Source organism: Bacillus sp. T17B1 (genome assembly GCF_026796395.1).
GTDB lineage: Bacteria > Bacillota > Bacilli > Bacillales > Bacillaceae > Bacillus > Bacillus spizizenii_A.
The window spans coordinates 85702-106840 of the sequence record NZ_JALAYA010000003.1 but is presented as its reverse complement, the minus strand read 5'-3'; the positions used below and the strand labels follow the sequence as shown (position 1 = coordinate 106840).

Genomic DNA, 21139 nt, shown 5'->3' with positions numbered 1-21139 from the left:
TTGCCAAGATATCGCGGCCCTTTTCGCAAGAGAGGACCTTTGCCTTTCCGGTACGTGATGCTTCTGTCAGTTGTCTTTTTTATCCTGTCAACAACAGTCAGCCTTTGGATGATCAATGGCTCGATCAAACCTGTTTTAATGGATATCGGCGAGATGGAAACGAAGCGTATAGCGACAGAGGTGATCCAGGATTCGATTGAGGATTATATGTCTGACAGTGAAAATATGAAAGATATGTTTCAAATGAATTCTGATGAAAACGGAAATTTAACGACAATCGATTTTAATACACAGGTTGTAAATAGTGTAAAAACAAAAGTGACAAAGCAGCTTCAAGCTCATTTAAAAGAGATGGAAACCCACTCCGGACACAGCGGCGCTAGTGAAAATATTATGATCAACATTCCGCTGGGACAGGTAACCGGCAACAGCCTCCTCGGAAACCTCGGACCGAAAATCCCAGTCCGGTTCAATTTAATCGGTGATGCTTTTACAGATGTCAAAACCAAAATCAAGCCGTATGGCATAAATAATGCACTTATTGATATCAGCATCTTTGTCGAAATCAAGGTGAAGGTCATCATTCCGTTTGCAAGCAAAACCGCTGTCGTCACAAATAATGTTCCTGTATCGATAAAAGCAGTGCAGGGCGAAGTGCCGCAGTTTTATAACGGAAGCGGCGGGTCAGGTGTCACGCCCTCTGTCCAGCTCCCAAGCAGCAAAGAAGAGGAAAGTGACGAATCGAAAAAAGAAAAAAGCAGCAAATAAGCCGCCTGTCGAAGAGGCGGCTTTTTGTTATTTCTTTTTTTTGTATTCATACCGCTCCCACGCTCGCAAATGCGGGTACGGATCAAACGACCATTCGGTTTTTCCGTTATCTTTGTACATGCCGTAGTGAAGATGCGGCGGAAACTTCCCAGCTGTTCCCGGCGGGCCGTATCCTGAGCTGCCGACTGATCCGATTACTTGGCCGGGCTCAACGATTTGTCCTGTTTTAATCCCTTTTGCAAACCCATTGAGATGGGCAAAATAATGATACGTATTGTTAATGTCTCTGATGCCGATTCTCCATCCTCCGAAGCGGTTCCATCCCTTCATTTCAACTACGCCGTAACAGGTGGATTTGACAGGAAGGCCATAATGGGCAAAGATATCCGTACCTTCATGAATTCGTCTCCCTCCGAAGCCGCGGGCATCTCCCCACGTGCTGCGATAGCTGTAATCGGTTCTGATCGGAAGCGGAAACGCATGCTCCCTTAGATCAATATGGCCGTAAGCTTTAAACAGCTTCATGAATTCAGATATGATCCCGACTGTTTGATCACGTCGGTAATAATTCCAAAGTCCGATACGGATGTTATCCTCATCTGTGCCATATGACAGCAAGTATTGGCTGAATGTATACAAAATATCTTCATCATTGCTTACCTCGGCTTTTCCGTCCCCGTCACCATCCATTCCGATACCGTCAAACACTTTAATGCTTAACGGCGCATCGTCTTTCGGGTTCGGGTTTTCAGGCCCGCTCCAGATATCATCCGGTATATAGATGCTGATAATTCCCGCTTTGTCAGGCAGATCTTTTCGGTTGCTCCGCACATTTTCTTCGTACTGGTCTACTGCGGCGAGCGCATACCAAGGAATCTGCGTTACAGCCTCGACTTTATGATATAATTCCATCCGTTTCGACAGCACTGGATCTGAATGCTTTTTTCCAGACGCAGAAGGCTCAAACGCAAACAAAAGGAGAAGAAGAGCGGATAACAAAACTTTCACAAAATAATCTCCTTTCATATTGAATACACATAGTTTGCGGCAAGCTGGCTTAAAAATGTCAGTAATCATCTTCCCTTGTCGAGAAATTTTTCCTATGTTAAAGTGTCTAAAGAAAAGACTTTCTTTAGTTAGAAAAACATTATTTTTGTTGCAGAAATAAAATCTGCACCTTTCTCGTTTTCAGAATGTTTCGTGTCAGAAATTGAGTATATTGGATATTGGAGATGATGGGAATTGGCAAAGAAAGACGAACACCTCAGAAAGCCCGAATGGCTCAAAATTAAATTAAATACCAATGAAAATTATACAGGGCTCAAAAAGCTTATGCGTGAAAACAACCTGCATACCGTATGTGAGGAAGCAAAATGTCCGAATATTCATGAATGCTGGGCGGTCAGACGTACAGCGACATTTATGATTTTAGGTTCTGTTTGTACAAGAGCATGCCGTTTCTGTGCTGTCAAAACAGGCCTTCCGACTGAGCTTGATCTGCAAGAGCCGGAACGTGTAGCGGATTCTGTCGCACTTATGAATCTGAAACACGCGGTCATTACGGCTGTTGCGCGTGACGACCAGAAAGACGGCGGGGCAGGCATTTTCGCGGAAACTGTCCGTGCGATCCGCAGAAAAAGCCCGTTTACAACTATTGAGGTGCTGCCGTCTGATATGGGCGGAAATTACGATAACCTGAAAACCTTGATGGATACACGCCCTGACATCCTGAATCACAATATCGAAACGGTTCGCCGCCTGACGCCAAGAGTCCGCGCGCGTGCGACGTACGACCGTTCGTTGGAATTTTTGCGCCGTGCGAAAGAAATGCAGCCTGACATTCCGACAAAATCAAGCATCATGATCGGACTCGGCGAAACGAAGGAAGAAATTATTGAAGTTATGGACGACCTCTTGGCAAACAACGTGGATATTATGGCAATCGGCCAATATCTGCAGCCGACGAAGAAACACTTGAAAGTCCAAAAATACTATCACCCTGATGAATTTGCAGAATTAAAGGAAATCGCGATGCAAAAAGGCTTCAGCCACTGCGAAGCCGGCCCGCTTGTCCGTTCTTCTTACCATGCGGATGAACAAGTGAATGAAGCATCTAAAAAGCGCCAAGCACAAGCATAATGCCAAAACGCCAGATTATCTGGCGTTTTTGTCATTCCTATCGGCTTTCATGTCCTGACGGGTTTCTCCGTTGGCATTTTCATTCTCTGAAACGGGGCTCCCTTGCGGGGAGGTTTTCATTTCTTGAATCGTCCCCGACATGATTTCTCTGTTATCCCTTGAACCGGAGCCGAGATTGCTGTAGTTTTCGATTGACTGCATATGGTTTGGATTATCCGATATATACACATGATAGTATCGCGGTATTACTGAAGCCGCTGTTTTTTTTACCTGATCGGCGGTTAGCTCGCGGTTTTTAGAGTCGGTTTTGTATACGACAAGCGCTTCTTGATCGGTCACTAATGTTGCAGCATCTTGAATATGGGGGAGCTGAACCGTTAAACTTGATATAATGTGAGCGATTTCTTCCCGGTTCATTACCGGCGTTTCTTGCTGTTCGCCGTCTAGTTGATCTTTTTGATAGCGGACATAGCCAAATTGTTCGTTCTCGTCATGCCGGTTAAAAGCCTCGTTGCGGTCAGACACATGAATGGGTCTGGTTTGATTTTGCTCCTGATTTCGGACATTCTGCCCGGCATTGTCCAGTCCTGCGCCTCCGCACCCGGATAAAAGCGCGGTTAACAGGAAGAGGCTGACAGCAGTTCGTTTCATTTGTAAATCCCTCCTCATGTGTAGGGTAGCCAAATCGCATGATTTATTCATTAGCAATTGATGGGGACGGGGCAATGAATTATGATAGGAATGAGTGAAAAAGAGGTGAGATCATGATTCTTATTCAAAATGCCGAGTTTGAATTGATGCACAATTTCAAAGACGGCTTCAATGAAGAGGCTTTTAAAGCCCGCTACTCCGATATTTTAAATAAATACGATTATATTGTGGGAGACTGGGGATACGGTCAGCTCAGGCTCAAGGGCTTCTTTGACGACCAGAATCAAAAGGCAACCTTCGAAACGAAAATCAGCACATTAGATGAATACATTTACGAATACTGCAATTTCGGCTGTGCGTATTTTGTCTTGAAACGGATCAGAAAATAAACATACACAAAGGGGATGCTGTCATGTATTTTGTTGACAGAAACAAGATCGAGCAAACACTCAGGTTCTATGAGCATCAGCTGGCGTTTTTTAACTCACAAACAGACTGGCAGTCTGAAATCGGGGGACTGGCGCTACAGCGTATAGGCCATCTGTTAATCGAATGCATTCTGGATACAGGCAATGACATGATTGACGGTTTTATTATGCGGGACCCGGGCAGCTATGATGACATTATGGACATACTTGTTGATGAAAAAGTTGTCACGGAACAAGAGGGAATTGAGCTCAAGAAATTGATTGCCTACCGCAAAACATTGGTTCAGCAGTACCTGCTCGCTGACAGCGCCGAGCTTTACAGGCTGATCACGGCACATCAAACAGCTCTGCAAGACTTCCCGCAACGGATCAGAAGCTACTTGGAAACAGAGCTTGGCCCTGTTTCTGCGTTTAAATAACAACTGGAAAGCCACAGGAGTGTTGGAAATGAAAACATATAAAGGGTATTTAATTGATTTAGACGGAACAATGTACAATGGCACGGAAAAAATCGAGGAAGCGTGTGAATTTGTCAGAACGCTGAAAGATCGCGGCGTCCCTTATCTTTTTGTGACAAACAACTCTTCACGCACACCGAAGCAAGTGGCGGACAAGCTCGTGTCTTTTGATATTCCGGCAACAGAAGAGCAGGTCTTCACAACCAGCATGGCGACTGCCCAGCATATTGCCCAGCAGAAAAAAGACGCGTCTGTGTATGTGATCGGGGAAGAAGGAATCCGCCAGGCGATTGAAGAAAACGGCCTGACGGTTGGCGGGGAAAACGCGGATTTTGTCGTTGTTGGTATTGACCGTTCCATTACATATGAAAAATTTGCTGTCGGCTGCCTGGCCATCAGAAATGGTGCACGCTTTATATCTACTAACGGAGATATTGCGATCCCGACTGAAAGAGGCCTTCTGCCTGGAAACGGTTCCCTAACATCTGTATTAACTGTATCTACAGGCGTACAGCCGGTATTTATCGGCAAGCCGGAATCAATTATTATGGAGCAGGCTATGCGCGTTCTTGGCACGGATGTGTCGGAAACACTCATGGTAGGCGACAACTACGCGACGGACATTATGGCCGGGATTAACACCGGCATGGATACGCTGCTCGTTCACACAGGCGTAACGAAAAGAGAGCATATGACAGACGATATGGAAAAACCGACTCATGCCATTGACTCTCTGACCGAATGGATTCCATACATTTAAAAAAGGGCGCCCGAAAAGGGTGCCCTTATTCTGTATGCCGCGCGCGGTGTGCGAGTCTGCTTGAGGCCGCGGCGGAAATCGCACCGACGATGTCATCTAAAAAGGTATGGCATTCGCCGGTTGATTTATCATTTAAATGTTTCAGGATACCGGGTTTTTCTTTGTCGATGTAACCATAGTTCGTAAACCCGATCGATCCGTAAATGTTCACGATGGAAAATGCCAGAACTTCATCTACCCCATATAGGCTTTCATCTGTTTCCAGAATTGATTGCAGCGGTTCAGACAGTTTTTTCTGCTCAGCAAGAACATCCAATTCAATGCCCGTTAAAATCGCGTTTTGCACCTCGCGTTTTGCGAGAACGCGATTGACGTTCAACGTGCATTCATCAATGGTTAAATCCGGATGATATTTTTTCTGCAGAAAAAAGACAAGCTCGGCAATGTCTGATACCTCAACGCCGCGCTCCTTCATTCGTGCTCTTGCTTTTGCTTCCATCTGATTGATTTGTTCGTTTTCTGACATCAGCTTCACCCAATCTTTTTTACTAGTTTATACAAAATGTTTAAGATGTTTACGACTTTTTCTTGCGCCTTCGTCGGATTAAAATATGTATTCATAATTCCGAACGTGTATGACTACGATGTGATGAGCCCTAATTCAACAGGCAGGTGATTATTGTGAAAGGTACAATAAAAGAAAAATACGGGATTCACGTCAGGCAGCTTTCCATGTACCAGCACACGTATCAATGCTTTCAGACGCCAAATTCATTCTTCCTGATTGTCCCCGTTTCCCAATTCTCAGATACAGAACTGACAGAGCTTTATTACATGAGTCAGTATTTACAAGAACAAAGTGACCCATACGTTTCGGTTTTTATCTTTACAAAAGAAGGTAAGCTGACATTTGAACAGGAGGGGAAAACATACGCTCTTCTGAAGGCAGCACCCCCTTTTTCAAATCGGGCGTTCTCCGTTGGACAGGAGCTGGCGGAATTTCACCGAAAAGGCAGAGGGTACCCGTATGAAGTGAAGGCAGCCGGAAGAATCGGCCAGTGGAAGGATCTGTGGGGAAAACGCATTGATCAGCTGGAGGTGTTTTGGCAGCGAAAGGTTCATACTCCGCCTCACGAGCCATTCGACAAAAAAATGATCGAATCATTTCCATATTATTTGGGACTGTCAGAAAACGCGATACAATATTTAGTGGACACTGAGCTGGATGACAAGCCCCAAGCCGCTGATTCAGGAACGATATGCCATCAGCGGATGGAAAGGCATACATGGTCACCCGATTCCATGATCAGGATTCCGGCGGATTGGGTATTTGACCATGCCTCACGTGACTTGGCTGAATATATGAGGCATACGTTTTTACATCACAGACAAGATTTTCATCAGCAAGGCTTTCACTTTTTGCAGGAATACGAGCAAGTTACGCCGCTGTCTCCATTTTCAAAACGTCTTTTATATAGCCGCCTGCTCTTTCCCCTTCATTATTTTGAAATCGTGGAGAGCTACTACATGTCATCAGAATCAGAAAAGCATTATTATGAAGAGCAGTTTGACTTTATTCTTAGTGACTGCGGACGCTATGAGCAATTTCTCCATACAGCGCAGGAATTCATGAATATGCGGGCGCAGAAACCGTTTGTTCCCCGCGTGAACTGGCTCGGTAAAGGCGGAAAAATAATTAGAAAATAAAGAATCTTGTCATATCAACATGTTAAGCGTTTACATTCACAAAATTCAATCGATTGCTGTCTTGTCAAAACAGAAGTGTGCTTATATAATGTTTGTAACTTATATGTCTGCGTTGAGTTAACAATTGTCTTTTTGAAGAGGACAATCAAAAGAAAGGTGGAGTTTTTTTTGAAAGCAATTCGTGTGGGGCTTTTAGGTTTAGGTACCGTCGGAAGCGGTGTCGTTAAAATTATTCAAGACCATCAGGATAAGCTGATGCATCAGGTCGGCTGTCCGATTACGATAAAAAAAGTGCTTGTAAAAGATATAGAGAAAAAGAGAGAAGTAGATTTGCCGAAGGAAGTGCTCACCACAGAAGTGTATGATGTCATCGATGATCCAGATGTTGATGTCGTCATCGAGGTGATCGGCGGAGTTGAACAAACAAAACAGTATTTGGTCGACGCGCTGAGATCGAAAAAGCATGTTGTCACAGCAAACAAGGATTTAATGGCTGTGTACGGCTCCGAGCTGCTTGCTGAAGCGAAGGAAAATGGCTGCGACATCTACTTTGAAGCCAGTGTTGCCGGCGGAATTCCGATTCTGCGCACGTTAGAGGAAGGCCTCTCATCAGACCGGATTACAAAAATGATGGGGATCGTGAACGGAACAACGAACTTTATCTTAACAAAGATGATCAAAGAAAAAAGCCCTTACGAAGAAGTGCTTAAGGAAGCGCAGGATCTCGGCTTTGCCGAAGCTGATCCGACTTCAGACGTGGAAGGGCTTGATGCCGCAAGGAAAATGGCGATATTGGCGCGTCTCGGTTTCTCGATGAATGTCGATCTGGAAGACGTCAAAGTAAAGGGAATTTCCCAAATTACAGACGAGGACATCAGCTTCAGCAAACGTCTAGGCTACACGATGAAGCTGATCGGGATTGCTCAGCGTGACGGCAGCAAAATTGAAGTCAGCGTACAGCCGACACTGCTTCCTGACCATCACCCGCTTTCTGCTGTGCATAATGAGTTTAACGCCGTTTATGTATACGGAGAGGCAGTTGGTGAAACGATGTTCTACGGGCCTGGAGCTGGGAGCATGCCTACTGCGACATCCGTTGTTTCTGACCTTGTTGCGGTCATGAAAAACATGCGCCTCGGCGTAACCGGCAACAGTTTTGTCGGGCCGCAATACGAGAAAAACATGAAGTCGCCGTCTGATATTTACGCACAGCAATTCTTAAGAATTCACGTCAAAGATCAGGTCGGTTCATTCTCGAAAATTACGTCTGTGTTCTCAGAGCGGGGCGTGAGCTTCGAAAAGATTCTTCAGCTGCCGATTAAAGGCCATGATGAGTTAGCAGAAATCGTAATTGTCACACACCATACATCAGAAGCTGATTTCAGTGATATCCTGCAAAACCTAAATGATTTGGAAGTCGTTCAAGAAGTCAAAAGCACATATCGTGTAGAAGGGAACGGTTGGAGTTAATGTGGAAAGGACTTATCCATCAATATAAAGAATTTTTACCTGTAACAGATCAAACACCGGCGCTTACTTTACATGAAGGAAACACACCTCTTATCCACCTGCCGAAGCTGTCTGAGCAGCTCGGAATTGAGCTTCATGTCAAAACAGAAGGTGTCAATCCTACGGGATCATTTAAAGACCGCGGAATGGTCATGGCTGTGGCGAAAGCAAAAGAAGAAGGCAACGATACGATTATGTGCGCATCAACAGGAAACACTTCCGCCGCTGCGGCTGCATATGCAGCCCGTGCCAACATGAAATGTATCGTCATCATTCCGAACGGAAAAATTGCCTTTGGAAAACTTGCTCAGGCTGTCATGTATGGAGCTGAGATTATTGCAATTGACGGAAACTTTGACGATGCACTTAAAATTGTCCGTTCCATCTGTGAGAAATCACCGATTGCTCTTGTCAACTCCGTCAACCCTTACCGCCTTGAAGGTCAAAAAACAGCTGCCTTTGAAGTGTGCGAGCAGCTGGGCGAAGCACCGGATGTTTTAGCGATCCCAGTCGGAAACGCAGGCAATATCTCAGCGTATTGGAAGGGCTTTAAGGAATATCATGAGAAAAACGGCACAAGACTCCCGGAAATGCGCGGTTTTGAAGCGGAAGGCTCAGCGGCAATCGTTCGCAATGAAGTAATTGAAAATCCGGAAACAATAGCAACAGCCATTCGTATCGGAAACCCGGCAAGCTGGGACAAAGCTGTAAAGGCAGCTGAGGAATCCAACGGGAAAATTGACGAAGTCACTGATGATGAAATCCTTCATGCGTATCAGCTGATCGCCCGTGAAGAAGGCGTGTTTGCAGAACCGGGATCCTGCGCTTCCATCGCTGGCGTTCTGAAACAGGTGAAATCCGGAGACATTCCGAAAGGCAGCAAGGTCGTCGCTGTGTTAACAGGAAACGGGCTGAAAGATCCGAATACAGCGGTCGATATTTCAGAAATCAAGCCGGTCACATTGCCGACAAATGAAGACAGCATCCTTGAATATGTAAAAGGAGCGGCCCGTGTATGAACGAAGCCGACATGCTGTTCACTGTCACTGTTCCCGGAAGCACGGCTAACCTAGGCCCTGGCTTCGATTCAGTTGGAATGGCGCTCAGCAGATATTTGAAGCTGACCGTCTTTGAAAGCGACAAGTGGTCTTTTGAAGCTGAAACAGAAACAGTCGCCGGAATTCCGGCGGGTACAGATAATCTGATCTATCAAGTGGCAAAACGGACAGCAGATTTATACGGTAAAGAGATGCCGCCTGTCCATGTGAAAGTGTGGAGCGACATTCCGCTCGCACGCGGCCTTGGCAGCAGCGCCGCAGCGATTATAGCGGCCGTTGAACTGGCTGATGAATTATGTGGCTTAAAGCTCTCTGAAGCGGACAAGCTGCATGTAGCCAGCCTTGAAGAAGGACACCCGGATAATGCGGGCGCTTCTCTCGTTGGCGGACTTGTCATTGGCTTGCATGAAGATGACGAGACACAAATGATCCGCGTCCCGGATGCTGACATTGATGTGGTCGTTGTCATTCCTTTTTACGAAGTGCTGACAAGAGACGCAAGAGACGTGCTGCCGAAAGAGTTTCCGTATGCGGACGCTGTAAAAGCAAGTGCAGTCAGCAATATACTCATTGCTGCCATCATGTCCAAGGATTGGCCGCTCGTCGGAAAAATCATGAAGAAGGATATGTTCCATCAGCCGTACCGGGCAATGCTTGTACCTGAGTTGTCAAAAGTAGAACACGTCGCTGAGATGAAGGGCGCGTACGGAACGGCTCTCAGCGGGGCAGGCCCAACGATTCTCGTGATGACTGAAAAAGGAAAGGGAGAAGAGCTCAAAGAACAACTCGCGCTTCATTTCCCTCATTGTGAAGTCGACGCTTTGACAGTTCCGAAAGAGGGAAGTCTAGTAGAGCGAAATCCTTTATATCAAGTAAAAAGTGTATAGATCACGCCAAGCGTCCCTCAGCATCAGCGGAGGGCGCTTTTTTTCTGCTGGAGATAAAGGAGTTTTTATTTAGAAAAACGAAATAGTGTAAAAAGGAGGAGATGAACATGAAAAAGCTGATAACCGCAGAAGACATCACAGCGATTGTCTCTGTAACCGATCCTCAATATGCCCCAGATGGCAGCCGTGCCGCATATGTCCAGTCACAAGTGAATCAAGAGAAAGATTCGTATACATCAAATATATGGGTCTATGAAACGAAAAGTGGCGGGTCTGTTCCTTGGACACATGGAGAAAAGCGGTGCACGGACCCAAGATGGTCTCCGGACGGGCGCACGCTTGCCTTTATTTCTGATCGTGAAGGCGATACAGCACAGTTGTATATCATGAGTGCTGAAGGCGGGGAAGCCAGAAAACTGACTGATATCCCGTATGGCGTGTCAGAGCCAATATGGTCCCTGGATGGCGAATCGCTGCTTGTCATTGTCAGTTTGGGAGAGGGAGAAAGTATTAATGATCGAGAGAAAACGGAGCCGGACAGCTTTGAACCTGTTGAAGTTCAAGGTCTAGCCTATAAACGGGACGGTAAAGGGCTGACGAGAGGCGCGTATGCCCAGCTTGTGCTTGTCAGCGTGAAGTCTGGAGAAGTAAAGCAGCTGACATATCAAAAAGCCGATCATGGTGATCCTGCTTTTTCACCTGATGGCAAATGGCTTGTTTTCTCAGCTGATTTGACTGAGACGGACGATGCCAGCCAGCCGCACGATGTCTGTATGATGTCGCTGGAGTCTGGAGATCTCAAGCAGATTACGTCTCATCGCGGCTCATTCGGACCAAGCTCATTTTCACCGGACGGAAGGTATCTTGCTTTGCTTGGACATGAAAGGGAATATCAGAATGCAACGTTCGAGAAGGCGTGGCTCTATGATATTGAACAAGACAACCTTACATGTCTGACTGAAATGCTTGACGTTCACTTAGCGGATGCGCTCATTGGAGATTCACTGATCGGAGGTGCCGAACAGCGCCCGCTTTGGACGAAAGACAGCCAAGGGTTTTATGTCATCGGCACAGATCAAGGCAGTACGGGAATCTATTATATTTCAATTGATGGCCTTGTGTATCCGATTCGCCTCGAAAAAGAGTACATCAATAGTTTTTCCATTTCACCTGACGAACAACACTTTATTGCCAGTGTGACAAAGCCGGACAGACCGAGCGAGCTTTACAGCCTCCCGCTTGGGCAGGAAGAGAAACGGCTGACTGGTGCGAATGACAAGTTTGTCGAGGAGCATGCGATTTCAATACCTGACGAGATTCAATATGTCACAGAGGACGGTATGACGGTGAACGGCTGGCTGATGAAGCCTGCACAGGCGGAAGAGGAGACATCATATCCACTTATTCTTAACATACACGGCGGTCCGCACATGATGTACGGGCATACATATTTTCATGAATTTCAAGTGCTGGCGGCGAAAGGGTATGCAGTGGTTTATGTCAATCCGAGAGGAAGCCACGGCTACGGGCAGGAATTTGTGAATGCCGTCAGAGGAGATTATGGAGGAAAGGATTATGAAGATGTGATGCAGGCTGTGGATGAGGCTATTAAACGAGATCCGCAGATCGATCCTGAACGGCTAGGGGTTACGGGAGGGAGCTACGGAGGCTTTATGACCAACTGGATTGTTGGACAGACGAACCGCTTTAAAGCCGCCGTCACCCAGCGCTCGATTTCAAACTGGATCAGCTTTCATGGCGTCAGTGATATCGGCTATTTCTTCACAGACTGGCAGCTTGAGCATGACATGTTTGCGGACACAGAAAAGCTCTGGGACCGTTCCCCTTTAAAATACGCAGCAAACGTGGAGACACCGCTTTTGATTTTGCATGGCGAGCGAGATGACCGGTGCCCGATTGAGCAAGCGGAGCAGCTATTTATCGCTTTGAAAAAAATAGGCAAGGAAACCATGCTCGTCCGTTTTCCGAAAGCGTCGCACAATTTGTCACGCAGCGGACACCCGGGACAGCGGATTAAGCGCCTGAATTATATCAGCTCATGGTTTGATCAATATCTCTAATAAAAAAGCCAGGCTGATTAAATATCAGCCTGGCTGCTTTATTAAAAGACTTGTTCTACTTCAACGACACCCGGCACTTCTTCAAGAAGAGCGCGTTCAATTCCGGCTTTTAGCGTAATTGTTGAACTTGGGCAGCTGCCGCATGCGCCTAGAAGACGAAGCTTAACGATACCTTCATCTACGTCTACAAGCTCACAGTCGCCGCCGTCACGAAGTAAAAACGGACGAAGTTTGTCCAGTACTTCCTGCACCTGTTCTTTCATTTCAACTTCAGTCATGACATTCGCTCCTTTCGTCATCATAAAACCATTATATTCAGTGTAACAATAAAAATCTATTGTTTGGTTTGCAAAGTTGCTTTCCCTATTATAGCACATTAAGACTTGAACACAAAAACGGTTTTTTTCTATAAAACCGCCTTTTGGCTCTGTATACTGATAGAAAGGACATACATGGGAGAAGGAGGCGTTTACCAGTGACAAAACCTGTCATGCTGAGCGTGTATGGGGCAGAAACCGTTTGTGCAAGCTGTGTTAATATGCCGACGGCCAAGGATACATACGAGTGGCTTGAGGCTGCGCTGAAAAGAAAATATCCAAATCAGCCCTTTGCGATGCAATATATCGACATTTATGAGCCGCCTGACAATGAACATGTGAAAGAGCTTGCGGAAAAAATCAAAAATGACGAGTATTTTTATCCGCTTGTGCTCGTAGAAGACAAAATTGTCGGTGAAGGGAATCCGAAGTTAAAAGACGTTTATGAGGAAATGGAGAAGTATGGGTATACAGAGAACCGCTGACAAGATCAGCGGTTTTTCTCTATCATTAACCGTTATGGTGTTTGTACATCCACAGCAAGCCGGATTTCAACATGCGCGGAACACGGCCGATCAGCGGGCGGTCAGCAACAAGGCCGAAGCCGGCTTTTTTTCCGAGTGAACCGAGGACACCTTTCAGCTTAAACTGCGGCATTGATTCAGGAAGAGCTTCTCCATTCCAGCGTTTTTGCAAGATTTGGACAATCTGCTCTGCTTGAGCCTCTGCCAGCTGGGCACTCGGTGCATGAGGGAGGCTGGCGCAATCACCGACAACATACAGGTGTTCATCACCTGGAAGATTGTGATGAGGTGTTAATACGATACGCCCTTGTGCATCCTTTTCCACATCCAAGTCTCTGACGACTTTGTTCGGCTGTATACCGGCTGTCCACACGATGGCGTCTGCAGAAATTGGTTCATCGTGGTTGTACACAATGTTTTCTTCAACTTTTGTGATATTTGCCCTGTTAATAATACGGACACCGTGCTCTTCGAACCAATTTTGCACATATTTGCTCAAACGCTCGGGAAAGCTTGATAAAATGAGATTACCGCGGTCGAACAGAATGATGTTCAGGTCATCACGGCTTTCTCTCAGTTCACTCGCAAGCTCAACGCCGCTTAAGCCCGCTCCGACAATGGCGACAGTGGCATTAGCGCTCAGGTTATTCAGCTTTTGGTAAGTTTCGCGGGACTGATCGATGGTTTGAATGCTGTAGGTGAATTCAGGCGCTCCCGGCACGTTGTGATATTTATCTTCACAGCCGAGCCCGATTACAGCGTCATCGTAAGAGATCGGTTCACGATCTTGGAACAGCACTTGTTTTTGTGCAATATCAATTGATGAGATATCACCATATTGGACATTCAGGCGGGGGTGCTCTGGGAATGACACCCTAATATGATGGTCAGAAATTGTGCCTGCGGCAAGAGCATAATATTCTGTTTTCAAGCAGTGATAAGGATTTCTGTCAATTAACGTGATTGAAACATCATCAGGCAGCTGGTTTGGCAATAAGCGATGAAGTACACGCATGTTCCCGTAACCTCCGCCGATCAAGACCAATTTTTTCATTTGAATTCCCCTTTAATCCGAAGAGTATGATAGACACATTGAAGAAAATACGAACTATGTAAAATAACATCTAGAATTATATCGAATTTGATCTAAAATCACAATAATAGTTTGAAAATAACCTACAAATTAGCCTGAAAGCACAAATTAGTAAAACGTTATTTGAGAAATAATATGTTACGATAATAAATTTTGAACAATCCGTTGTCTTTGACGAATGATGAAAAATTCGCGATAATGGACATATGTGAGGTGAAACCGCATGAATCCAATGATTGAATTTTGTGTCAGCAATCTGGCTCACGGCTCTCAGGAAGCCCGGGCGATTTTGGAGAAGGATCCAAATCTGGATGTCCTTGAATACGGCTGCTTAAGCTACTGCGGGACATGCATGGAGTCGCTTTTCGCTCTTGTAAATGGAGAAGTCGTCATGGGTGAAACGCCTGCTGAGCTTGTTGAGAATATATATACTTTTATTGAAGAAAATCCTATGTTTTAACAGAAAAGGGCCTGGGACAGGCCCTTTTTTATTTTGTCGTCCAAAAGAACTAAAAAATGTGTAGACATCAAAAAATATTATTGTTATCGTATAAAAGATATTTTTTTAAATAAAATTTTAAGAGGTGTAGGTGTATTCATGAGTGTTCTGTGGGGACTGCTCGGCGCAGTTGCGATCATTGCTATCGCGTTTTTATTTTCAGAAAAGAAAAGCAATATTAAGATAAGAACCGTCATCGTTGGTTTATGCACACAGATGGCGTTTGGATACATCGTGTTGAAATGGGAAGCGGGACGCGCTGTTTTTTTATGGTTTTCAAGCCGTGTACAGCTTCTGATTGATTATGCGAATGAAGGCATTAGCTTTATTTTTGGACCGCTTCTGAAAGTCGGCGACAGCCCGGCATTTGCATTAAGTGTACTGCCCGTTATCATTTTCTTCTCAGCACTGATTGCAGTTTTATATCATTTGAAAATCATGCAGCTCATTTTCCGTGTCATTGGCGGGGGATTATCAAAGCTTCTTGGGACAAGCCAAACGGAATCTCTTGCGGCTGCTGCTAATATTTTTGTAGGACAATCAGAATCTCCGTTAGTGATCAAACCCCTGATAGCCGGGTTGACGCGCTCTGAATTATTCACGATTATGACGAGCGGTCTATCGGCTGTTGCCGGTTCAACCTTGTTTGGGTACGCGCTTCTAGGCATTCCGATTGAATATCTGCTTGCGGCCAGCTTTATGGCTGCTCCGGCGGGTCTTGTCTTTGGTAAATTGATGATTCCCGAAACGGAAAAGCCGCAAACCGTAAAAAGCGATTTTAAAATGGATGAAGGCGAAGGCGCAGCCAATGTCATTGACGCAGCCGCAAAGGGAGCTTCAACAGGTCTGCAAATTGCCTTAAACGTTGGAGCGATGCTGCTTGCGTTCGTTGCATTAATCGCCGTAGTAAACGGTATTCTCGGCGGAGCTTTCGGCTTGTTCGGTTTAAAAGGCGTCACATTAGAATCCATTCTCGGCTATGTATTTTCTCCAATCGCCTTTTTGATTGGCGTGCCATGGCATGAAGCATTGCAGGCGGGAAGCTATATCGGCCAGAAATTGGTGCTGAATGAGTTTGTTGCTTATTCTAACTTCGGTCCGCACATCGGCGAGTTTTCTAAGAAAACCGCTACCATTATCAGCTTCGCGTTATGCGGATTCGCCAATTTTTCATCAATTGCAATTATGCTCGGTACGCTTGGCGGTTTAGCGCCTAGCCGCCGTTCGGATATCGCACGCCTCGGCTTGAAGGCTGTTCTTGCAGGAACATTAGCCAATCTGCTCAGCGCAGCCATTGCTGGCATGTTTATATAAACAATAAAAGCTCCTTGCGAAAGTGCAAGGAGCTTTTATGTATGAAAAACGGGGGATAATTGTATTGTGTCCGTTTATAATAGCTTTTATACTAAGAAAAAGAAAAAAAGTTGGAGGCACCTATGAACTCATTTCGATTTACCAAAATGCACGGCCTGGGAAACAGCTATATCTATGTGAATCAATTTGAAGAACAGCTTCCGGAAGAAAAACTGTCTGAGATTGCGGTTCAGGTTTCTTCTGTTTATACAGGGATTGGTTCCGACGGAATGATCCTGATATGCCCTTCAGATCAAGCGCCTGTCAAAATGCGGATTTTTAATAATGATGGGTCTGAAGGGAAAAACTGCGGCAACGGCCTGCGCTGCGTTGCAAAATATGCGTATGAGCATAAGCTGGTTGAAGAAACATCTTTTCTGATTGAAACTCTCTCCGGGCTTGTGAAAGCGGAGGTTCAAGTTGAAAACGGAAAAGTGAATGTGGTGACTGTCGATATGGGTGAACCGCGCCTGACAAAAGCCGAGCTTCCAATGCTTGGCGGCGGAGAAGAGTACACGATCAATGAAACCATGACATTTGGTAAAGCTGAACTAACAGGCACTGCAGTTTCAATGGGAAATCCCCATATCGTTTTTCCGATCGCTGACATTGAACAGGCACCCTTGATGACACTGGGGCCGGTGATTGAGAAAGATCCGAGATTTCCGGAAGGCGTCAATGTGGAATTCGTCGAAACCGTGAATGAACATGAACTGCATTTCCGCGTCTGGGAACGGGGATCAGGCATTACTCAGGCATGCGGGACAGGAGCTTGTGCAGCTGCCGTCGCATCTGTGCTAAACGGCGTATCAGAACGAAATCAGGACATCACGGTGCATTTAGCAGGCGGAGATTTGGTGATTAACTGGAAAGACAACGGCCATGTGATGATGACAGGGCCGGCTGAGACCGTTTGCGAGGGTGTCTATTTCTTGTAAAACACCTTGTTTGAGAATTGGACCAATCAGGTTTATAATAAAAGACAACATCCGGTTTTTAAAAGGAGGTTCACAAAGATGAGCAACCCGGTAACTATTACAGAAGCAGCGGCTTTGCATATAAAAGATATGATGAAAGAGCATGAAGAAGAAAACGCGTTTCTGCGTGTCGGCGTCAAAGGCGGCGGCTGCAGCGGCCTTTCTTACGGCATGGGCTTTGAGCATGAAAAGGGCGAATCAGACAGCATGTTTGATCAGCACGGCATTACTGTTCTTGTTGATAATGAAAGCCTTGATATCATGAACGGCACCGTGATTGATTATAAGCAATCCATGCTTGGCGGCGGCTTCACCATCGACAACCCAAACGCCATCGCTTCATGCGGCTGCGGTTCTTCTTTTAGAACAGCAACGAATACAGGTACGCCTGAAGAGTGCTAGGCGTTGAAGCTATTCGTTCGGCCAGGCGAATGATTAACGATTGTCAAAATAATTTCGGTAAAAAACGTTAGTATCTCGCGACAATTAACAACCCATTATAGGTCGTTTATTTCTCGATTATTACGGTTTCCTTGCGGTGATTTTCATTCATCGAAAAGGAGGCCGTTTTTTTTATGGCTAAAGGAACGAAGCGAATACGTGCACGTTATACTTCAGCAACAAAACGAGAACTTCCGAATATTTCGTTTGATCGTGCGACCGATATTGTTATTTCGGGAAAGATTGCGGAGGGCTTACGTGAAAGAACGATAATTGACTACAAAAAGATCATCAGATATTTCACGGAGTGGCTAACGCAAAAATACGAAGATATGGAGTACGTGAACGACGTGACAATCGAGCATTTGCGCGCATATGTCCATTACCTACGTTACGAGAGAAGGCGCTACGAGGGTCATACGAATATCGATGCGACAAAACAGCCGGTAGGATTGTCCGAAACTACGGTAAATATTGCGATTCGCACGCTTACGGCATACTTTAACTACCTATACGCCGAGGGATTTATCGATCCGAATCCGGTTGAGCGCTTAAAACTGATTAAACAGGACGTTGATATGACGAACAATTTCACAAATGAAGAGGTCGCGAGGATACTAGAGCAGCCGGAGCAGCGTGATTTTGTCGGATTTAGAGACTACGTAGGAATTAGCCTATTACTTGATTCTGGTCTCAGAATAGGCGAACTTGTAGGGCTAACCGTCGACGAGATCGACTTCAGCGCTCCGCAAATTGTTTTAGGTGGCGGTAGAACTAAGGGGCGTTATTTTAGAATTGTGCCTATATCAACATACTGCGCTAAACTTCTGAAACAACTCATTGAAGAGAATCGTGCCCACTTCGATACCGATTCGGTTTTTGTATCTAGTCTAGGAGACCAATTAACTACTAATCACTTTAATAAGCGCCTTAAGTTTTACGCGGAAAGAGCAGGAATAAAGGCAAAGAAAGTCACTGCACACGTTTATAGACATACGTGGGCAAAAATCATGATTGTAGACAAGAAGATAGATATTTATACAGTTCAAAAAATGGGCGGATGGAGAGATATAAGAACCCTGAGAAGGTATGTACAACTTTCGACAGAGGATTTAAGAAGGTCACACGATGAAGGTTCGCCGTTAATGGCGATAAGAGATAGCCGAAGAAAAAGAATATAAAGAACAAAAAAAAAGAACGTCAACCCATCGGAAAACCGATAAATTGAACGCCCTAACCCTGTGTTCATTATATCGGAAAAAAGCGTACTTGTCTACGTTTATTTAAGTGCGCCTAATTTTCCGCAACGGTTGCCGTCTCTTATCGAGGAGAGAAACCGAATGTACACGAGAGAAGCCTCTAAAATGGCGTCATTCCGTTCTGTGGACGCGCTTAATAGCGCCATCCGTACGCACATATACCGCAATAAATCCGATTTAACGCCTGCCGCAATCGAGGTTCTGAAGGCGCTGTCTCGTCATGCCGTAAAAACGCCGGGCGTGGCGTATCTGAAGCTCGCAACGATCGCAGAACTAATCGGCAAGCACCGCGTAACCGTTATTCGGTCCGTTAAGCGCTTAGTCGATCTCGGCATTATCCGCAAAGAAATCAAGTACCGACCAGTATCCGGCGGCAACGGCGCCAATATGTACATTATCCTGCCGGCTGTTAAGACCGATGTTACTCCGTCCGTGTTACCCCGCCTAGACGCGGACAAGCCAACGGAGACAAAGGCGGAAGTACCGAAACGGAAAGACGAAGCTGTTATTTCTCAAAGCGCAAATAAGTTACTACGTAATACGTATGCTGCGTTTAAATCGGCGATCAATACGTTTGTCAGCGATCGCAAGTTAACGAACAAGCTTTACGGCATCTATCTCGCGCATACATCGTATTTAAAAGGCGTTTATGCTGCCGATACGCTTCAAGAAATCGGACTGGAAGCCATACGACAAACATTTATTGCGACTAAACGGAAAGCGATACGCAATTTGGCCGGCTACTATAACGGCGTGCTGGACCGGATGCTCGACCGTTTGTTTGCTGCGCGATTTGACGAGATCATCGATAAACCATTAGAAAACGAGGTGTTACATAATGGCAAACGCTGTGGATGCAATTAAAACGAAGCGAGACATTAACCGTATGAAGAACGCACTGAACGGACGTGACAAGGACATGTTTGTTTTCGGTGTGTCGTTGGGCCTGCGCATCTCTGACTTGCTAACGTTGAAGAACGGCGACCTACGCGGACAAACGCATTTAAAGCTACGGGAAGGGAAAACGGGGAAGATACGTCCAATCAAGCTATCGAAAACGGTTCAGCTTGCGGCCGCTAAACTGACCGGCCCTGACGATGCGTATATCTTCCAATCGCGTAAAGGTGTAAACAAGCCGATCAGTCGCGTTCAGGCGTATAATATTCTAAAGGCTGCCGCAGATCGTGCCGGCCTGGATGTGGCGATTGGAACGCATACGTTGCGTAAAACATTCGGCTATCAGTTACACGCAAAGGGAATCGATATCACGCGGATTATGAAGATATTCGGCCATAGTTCGGAGGCGCAGACGTTAAGGTATATCGGTATTACTGCGGAGGAGATCGAGGCAGCGTATGAGGCTATCGAGGTATAGGGTCTGCACTAACGAACCGCACCTACTGCGGATGGCCGCCCGAAACTCAAGGGGTTGCGTACTGTTACGCCTGTAATACGGGCATGGGGGCACTAGGTTATAGCGTTGTTTCATAAGAGAGTAGTGAGTTAAACCGCGTCATATCAACGACTCCAGCAATATGTGAGCGTATTATTATCGGGACACATTGCGTCCAGTTGTATAGATACGTGTAACACGGACGTATTACCAATATGCAGTATCTTATACATGGTATGCGGCATATGGCGGTCGGCGGGGTGTTGGTGTGGCGCGGATTCAACGTTGTATAAAATACATACGATCTATTACGTTGGGGAATCGTCTGTTAACGCTGTTATATCAACGTTTATGATTGTTATTGAATTTAACTCAACTTCATTCTGTTAAATTCGTTATTCATAAACATTAATTAATTATACAATCTTATTTAAACGTAAAATAAATAAAAAAAACGCCGACCCCCCAAGTACCCCCCGCCAAGGCCGCCTCATCTGCTGTTCGGAACTTGCGCGCAAAATTTTGAACTCGGGTGGTTGAACGGAATTCAAGACAAAAAAAGACGCCGATTATTCAGCGTCCTCTTCCGTTTCTTTTACTTCGAATAATTCTTCGTATTTGGCTCCGGTTGCTTTCATAATGGCTGCGACATGCCAATCGTAATGCCTTTCGGAACTATCGAACCGAGATATCGACGCCTGCGGGACGCCGGATCTGCGCGATAATTCGGATTGGGACCAGTTTAGCTGCGAAAGAACCGCGCCAAGACGAGGCTTTACCGTAAGTTTCATTTTGATCACCTCTGAGACAGAACTGGTCTATAGTAAACTGCTGGTT

24 protein-coding genes are annotated in these 21139 nt (G+C 45.7%); 18 read left to right on the top strand and 6 right to left on the bottom strand.

Going from position 1 to position 21139, the window contains the following annotated elements; translation table 11 throughout:
* Window positions 1-768, top strand: coding sequence for a sporulation protein YunB (gene yunB, locus MOF34_RS02615; RefSeq protein ID WP_019715610.1), 768 nt, complete (start codon window positions 1-3; stop codon window positions 766-768).
* 27 nt (window positions 769-795) lie between these two features.
* Here the strand turns inward: yunB and lytH are convergent, their stop codons facing one another.
* Window positions 796-1776: an L-Ala--D-Glu endopeptidase gene (lytH, locus tag MOF34_RS02610; RefSeq protein WP_268398356.1), complete on the bottom strand. Its 981-nt coding sequence runs from the start codon at window positions 1774-1776 to the stop codon at window positions 796-798.
* Between the two features lie 234 nt (window positions 1777-2010).
* On the opposite strand from lytH, the gene lipA reads away from it, so the two are divergent.
* Entirely contained in the window at window positions 2011-2907 is an 897-nt protein-coding gene (lipA, locus tag MOF34_RS02605) for a lipoyl synthase (protein ID WP_003222888.1), read from the top strand.
* Window positions 2908-2922: 15 nt separating this feature from the next.
* Here the strand turns inward: lipA and MOF34_RS02600 are convergent, their stop codons facing one another.
* Window positions 2923-3558: a YhcN/YlaJ family sporulation lipoprotein gene (locus MOF34_RS02600; RefSeq protein ID WP_019715608.1), complete on the bottom strand. Its 636-nt coding sequence runs from the start codon at window positions 3556-3558 to the stop codon at window positions 2923-2925.
* A gap of 113 nt (window positions 3559-3671) precedes the next feature.
* Here MOF34_RS02600 and MOF34_RS02595 point away from each other — a divergent pair, with 113 nt between their 5' ends.
* The 3 genes from MOF34_RS02595 to nucF are packed head-to-tail and all read left to right on the top strand — an operon-like array spanning window position 3672 to window position 5204.
* On the top strand, window positions 3672-3947 hold the full coding sequence (locus MOF34_RS02595; RefSeq protein WP_003222892.1) for a YutD family protein: 276 nt from the start codon (window positions 3672-3674) through the stop codon (window positions 3945-3947).
* Window positions 3948-3970: 23 nt separating this feature from the next.
* Entirely contained in the window at window positions 3971-4405 is a 435-nt protein-coding gene (locus tag MOF34_RS02590; RefSeq protein ID WP_019715607.1) for a DUF86 domain-containing protein, read from the top strand.
* A 28-nt stretch (window positions 4406-4433) separates the two neighbouring features.
* Complete coding sequence (nucF, locus tag MOF34_RS02585) at window positions 4434-5204, top strand: 5' nucleotidase NucF (RefSeq protein ID WP_268398353.1); 771 nt, start codon at window positions 4434-4436, stop codon at window positions 5202-5204.
* Between the two features lie 25 nt (window positions 5205-5229).
* On the opposite strand, the gene MOF34_RS02580 is transcribed toward nucF, so the two are convergent.
* The gene (locus MOF34_RS02580) at window positions 5230-5730 is read right to left on the bottom strand and encodes a phosphatidylglycerophosphatase A (RefSeq protein WP_019715605.1); all 501 of its coding nucleotides are present in this window, start codon (window positions 5728-5730) and stop codon (window positions 5230-5232) included.
* 152 nt (window positions 5731-5882) lie between these two features.
* Between MOF34_RS02580 and yutH the strand changes: the two genes are divergently transcribed.
* The 5 genes from yutH (at window position 5883) to MOF34_RS02555 (ending at window position 12446) form a co-directional block, all read left to right on the top strand.
* Window positions 5883-6911: a spore coat putative kinase YutH gene (yutH, locus tag MOF34_RS02575; RefSeq protein ID WP_029317116.1), complete on the top strand. Its 1029-nt coding sequence runs from the start codon at window positions 5883-5885 to the stop codon at window positions 6909-6911.
* Window positions 6912-7079: 168 nt separating this feature from the next.
* Window positions 7080-8381: a homoserine dehydrogenase gene (locus MOF34_RS02570; RefSeq protein ID WP_019715603.1), complete on the top strand. Its 1302-nt coding sequence runs from the start codon at window positions 7080-7082 to the stop codon at window positions 8379-8381.
* Window positions 8381-9439 (top strand): threonine synthase, encoded by a 1059-nt coding sequence (thrC, locus tag MOF34_RS02565; protein ID WP_268398391.1) that lies wholly within the window; start codon window positions 8381-8383, stop codon window positions 9437-9439. The genes MOF34_RS02570 and thrC overlap by 1 nt, the downstream gene beginning before the upstream one ends.
* Window positions 9436-10365: a homoserine kinase gene (thrB, locus tag MOF34_RS02560; protein ID WP_268398352.1), complete on the top strand. Its 930-nt coding sequence runs from the start codon at window positions 9436-9438 to the stop codon at window positions 10363-10365. Before thrC ends, thrB begins: the two co-directional genes overlap by 4 nt.
* 107 nt (window positions 10366-10472) lie before the next feature.
* Window positions 10473-12446 carry an alpha/beta hydrolase family protein gene (locus tag MOF34_RS02555; protein WP_268398350.1) on the top strand — a complete coding sequence of 658 codons (1974 nt, stop codon included), beginning with the start codon at window positions 10473-10475 and terminating at the stop codon, window positions 12444-12446.
* Between the two features lie 41 nt (window positions 12447-12487).
* On the opposite strand, the gene MOF34_RS02550 is transcribed toward MOF34_RS02555, so the two are convergent.
* On the bottom strand, window positions 12488-12823 hold the full coding sequence (locus MOF34_RS02550) for a NifU family protein (RefSeq protein WP_171017000.1): 336 nt from the start codon (window positions 12821-12823) through the stop codon (window positions 12488-12490).
* A 98-nt stretch (window positions 12824-12921) separates the two neighbouring features.
* Here MOF34_RS02550 and MOF34_RS02545 point away from each other — a divergent pair, with 98 nt between their 5' ends.
* Window positions 12922-13248, top strand: a complete 327-nt coding sequence (locus MOF34_RS02545) for a YuzD family protein (protein ID WP_268398349.1) — start codon at window positions 12922-12924, stop codon at window positions 13246-13248.
* Between the two features lie 25 nt (window positions 13249-13273).
* Here the strand turns inward: MOF34_RS02545 and MOF34_RS02540 are convergent, their stop codons facing one another.
* Window positions 13274-14341 carry an NAD(P)/FAD-dependent oxidoreductase gene (locus MOF34_RS02540; RefSeq protein WP_268398348.1) on the bottom strand — a complete coding sequence of 356 codons (1068 nt, stop codon included), beginning with the start codon at window positions 14339-14341 and terminating at the stop codon, window positions 13274-13276.
* 262 nt (window positions 14342-14603) lie between these two features.
* Here MOF34_RS02540 and MOF34_RS02535 point away from each other — a divergent pair, with 262 nt between their 5' ends.
* The 7 genes from MOF34_RS02535 (at window position 14604) to MOF34_RS02505 (ending at window position 20284) form a co-directional block, all read left to right on the top strand.
* Window positions 14604-14840: a YuzB family protein gene (locus MOF34_RS02535; RefSeq protein WP_003222913.1), complete on the top strand. Its 237-nt coding sequence runs from the start codon at window positions 14604-14606 to the stop codon at window positions 14838-14840.
* Window positions 14841-14978: 138 nt separating this feature from the next.
* The gene (locus tag MOF34_RS02530; protein ID WP_268398347.1) at window positions 14979-16193 is read left to right on the top strand and encodes a NupC/NupG family nucleoside CNT transporter; all 1215 of its coding nucleotides are present in this window, start codon (window positions 14979-14981) and stop codon (window positions 16191-16193) included.
* Window positions 16194-16315: 122 nt separating this feature from the next.
* Window positions 16316-17170 carry a diaminopimelate epimerase gene (gene dapF, locus MOF34_RS02525; protein ID WP_268398345.1) on the top strand — a complete coding sequence of 285 codons (855 nt, stop codon included), beginning with the start codon at window positions 16316-16318 and terminating at the stop codon, window positions 17168-17170.
* A gap of 78 nt (window positions 17171-17248) precedes the next feature.
* Window positions 17249-17611 (top strand): HesB/IscA family protein, encoded by a 363-nt coding sequence (locus MOF34_RS02520; protein ID WP_019715595.1) that lies wholly within the window; start codon window positions 17249-17251, stop codon window positions 17609-17611.
* A 173-nt stretch (window positions 17612-17784) separates the two neighbouring features.
* On the top strand, window positions 17785-18831 hold the full coding sequence (locus MOF34_RS02515; RefSeq protein WP_268398343.1) for a tyrosine-type recombinase/integrase: 1047 nt from the start codon (window positions 17785-17787) through the stop codon (window positions 18829-18831).
* A 159-nt stretch (window positions 18832-18990) separates the two neighbouring features.
* Window positions 18991-19773: a helix-turn-helix domain-containing protein gene (locus tag MOF34_RS02510; protein WP_268398342.1), complete on the top strand. Its 783-nt coding sequence runs from the start codon at window positions 18991-18993 to the stop codon at window positions 19771-19773.
* On the top strand, window positions 19748-20284 hold the full coding sequence (locus MOF34_RS02505; RefSeq protein ID WP_268398340.1) for a tyrosine-type recombinase/integrase: 537 nt from the start codon (window positions 19748-19750) through the stop codon (window positions 20282-20284). The genes MOF34_RS02510 and MOF34_RS02505 overlap by 26 nt, the downstream gene beginning before the upstream one ends.
* 587 nt (window positions 20285-20871) lie before the next feature.
* Here MOF34_RS02505 and MOF34_RS02500 read toward each other — a convergent pair.
* The gene (locus tag MOF34_RS02500; protein ID WP_268398339.1) at window positions 20872-21093 is read right to left on the bottom strand and encodes an XRE family transcriptional regulator; all 222 of its coding nucleotides are present in this window, start codon (window positions 21091-21093) and stop codon (window positions 20872-20874) included.
* Between the last annotated feature and the right edge of the window lie 46 nt (window positions 21094-21139).

What these genes read in the sequence shown, in the direction of transcription:
- MOF34_RS02505 (WP_268398340.1), top strand. Translation starts at nt 19,748, where the DNA reads ATGGCAAACGCTGTGGATGCAATTAAAACGAAGCGAGACATTAACCGT.
- MOF34_RS02540 (WP_268398348.1), bottom strand. Translation starts at nt 14,341, where the DNA reads ATGAAAAAATTGGTCTTGATCGGCGGAGGTTACGGGAACATGCGTGTA.
- MOF34_RS02600 (WP_019715608.1), bottom strand. Translation starts at nt 3,558, where the DNA reads ATGAAACGAACTGCTGTCAGCCTCTTCCTGTTAACCGCGCTTTTATCC.
- MOF34_RS02530 (WP_268398347.1), top strand. Translation starts at nt 14,979, where the DNA reads ATGAGTGTTCTGTGGGGACTGCTCGGCGCAGTTGCGATCATTGCTATC.
- thrB (WP_268398352.1), top strand. Translation starts at nt 9,436, where the DNA reads ATGAACGAAGCCGACATGCTGTTCACTGTCACTGTTCCCGGAAGCACG.
- MOF34_RS02555 (WP_268398350.1), top strand. Translation starts at nt 10,473, where the DNA reads ATGAAAAAGCTGATAACCGCAGAAGACATCACAGCGATTGTCTCTGTA.
- MOF34_RS02580 (WP_019715605.1), bottom strand. Translation starts at nt 5,730, where the DNA reads ATGTCAGAAAACGAACAAATCAATCAGATGGAAGCAAAAGCAAGAGCA.
- thrC (WP_268398391.1), top strand. Translation starts at nt 8,381, where the DNA reads ATGTGGAAAGGACTTATCCATCAATATAAAGAATTTTTACCTGTAACA.
- dapF (WP_268398345.1), top strand. Translation starts at nt 16,316, where the DNA reads ATGAACTCATTTCGATTTACCAAAATGCACGGCCTGGGAAACAGCTAT.
- MOF34_RS02515 (WP_268398343.1), top strand. Translation starts at nt 17,785, where the DNA reads ATGGCTAAAGGAACGAAGCGAATACGTGCACGTTATACTTCAGCAACA.
- MOF34_RS02550 (WP_171017000.1), bottom strand. Translation starts at nt 12,823, where the DNA reads ATGTGCTATAATAGGGAAAGCAACTTTGCAAACCAAACAATAGATTTT.
- MOF34_RS02500 (WP_268398339.1), bottom strand. Translation starts at nt 21,093, where the DNA reads ATGAAACTTACGGTAAAGCCTCGTCTTGGCGCGGTTCTTTCGCAGCTA.
- MOF34_RS02595 (WP_003222892.1), top strand. Translation starts at nt 3,672, where the DNA reads ATGATTCTTATTCAAAATGCCGAGTTTGAATTGATGCACAATTTCAAA.
- MOF34_RS02535 (WP_003222913.1), top strand. Translation starts at nt 14,604, where the DNA reads ATGAATCCAATGATTGAATTTTGTGTCAGCAATCTGGCTCACGGCTCT.
- MOF34_RS02590 (WP_019715607.1), top strand. Translation starts at nt 3,971, where the DNA reads ATGTATTTTGTTGACAGAAACAAGATCGAGCAAACACTCAGGTTCTAT.
- MOF34_RS02510 (WP_268398342.1), top strand. Translation starts at nt 18,991, where the DNA reads ATGTACACGAGAGAAGCCTCTAAAATGGCGTCATTCCGTTCTGTGGAC.
- MOF34_RS02520 (WP_019715595.1), top strand. Translation starts at nt 17,249, where the DNA reads ATGAGCAACCCGGTAACTATTACAGAAGCAGCGGCTTTGCATATAAAA.
- nucF (WP_268398353.1), top strand. Translation starts at nt 4,434, where the DNA reads ATGAAAACATATAAAGGGTATTTAATTGATTTAGACGGAACAATGTAC.